The following is a 1154-nucleotide window of genomic DNA, read 5'->3' on the forward strand; positions in this document are numbered from 1 at the left end:
GGCCTTCGTGCCCACCGCCCGCAAGGACCGCGAGGAGGCCCGCACCGTCCTCGAAGCCCTGGGCCGCCTCCACACCATCGGTGTGTCCGTCGACTGGACGGCCTACTTCGGCACCGCAGCCAAGGCGGGCCACGTCGACCTGCCGACCTACGCCTTCCAGCGTCAGCGCTACTGGCTCGACCAGAGCCGGCCCTCCGGTGACGTGACCTCCGCCGGCCTGGGCGCCGTCGACCACCCGCTGCTCAGCGCGCTGGTCCCCGCCCCGGACTTCGACGGCCTTACTCTGACCGGCCGACTCTCTCTGGCCGCTCAGCCCTGGCTGGCCGACCACGCCGTCAACGGCGCTGTCGTCGTCCCGGGCGCCGCTCTGGCCGAGCTCGCCCTGCGGGCGGGCGAGGAGCTGGGCAGCCCGGTGCTGGACGAGCTCACCCTCAGCACGCCGATGGTCCTGCCGACCGGTGGCAGCCTCCAGCTCCAGGTGGTCGTCTCGGCCCCCGACGCGTCCGGGCGCCGTGCGGTTGCTGTCCACTCCCGCACCGAGCACGCACCGGAGTGGGCCCGCAACGCCCAGGGCTTCCTGGCCCCGGCCGTCGAGGCGCCCACGTTCGACCTGGCGGCCTGGCCGCCGCCGGGCGCCGAGCCGCTGTCCGTCGACGGGCTGTACGAGGACCTGGCCGCGACCGGTGTCGCCTACGGCCCCGTCTTCCAGGGCCTGACCGCCGCCTGGAAGCTCGACGGCGCCGTCTACGCCGAAGTCTCCCTCCCCGAGGAGGAGCACGCCGACGCGACCCGGTTCGGCCTGCACCCCGCGCTACTGGACTCCGCCCTGCACGCGATCGCCCTCGGCGGCCTGCTGCCGGACGCGAACGTCGGCCGACCGCACCTGCCGTTCGTCTGGGACCGGCTGTCCCTGCACGCCACCGCAGCGATCGTGCTGCGGGTCAAGGTCACCCCGGCCGGTTCGGCCGGCACCGTGGCGGCAGTGATGTGCGACGCCGCCGGTGCCCCGGTCGCCGAGATCGGCTCGCTGACCTTGCGTGCTCACGCGGCCGGGCAGTCGGCCGCCGCGCAGCGCTCGCTGTTCCAGGTGGACTGGGTGCCTGCGGGTGCGGTGGTCCGGGATCCCTTTGTCCCTGTTCTGTTCGATGTGGCTG

At 74.2% G+C, this 1154-nt stretch carries 1 protein-coding gene; it reads left to right on the forward strand.

What is annotated here, in order from left to right:
• The coding region (locus ACLQ2N_RS35915; RefSeq protein WP_425819987.1) for a polyketide synthase dehydratase domain-containing protein at positions 1–1154 on the forward strand (1154 nt) is incomplete at both ends.

Source organism: Streptomyces sp. DT224, assembly GCF_049844595.1.
Taxonomy (GTDB): Bacteria; Actinomycetota; Actinomycetes; order Streptomycetales; family Streptomycetaceae; genus Streptomyces.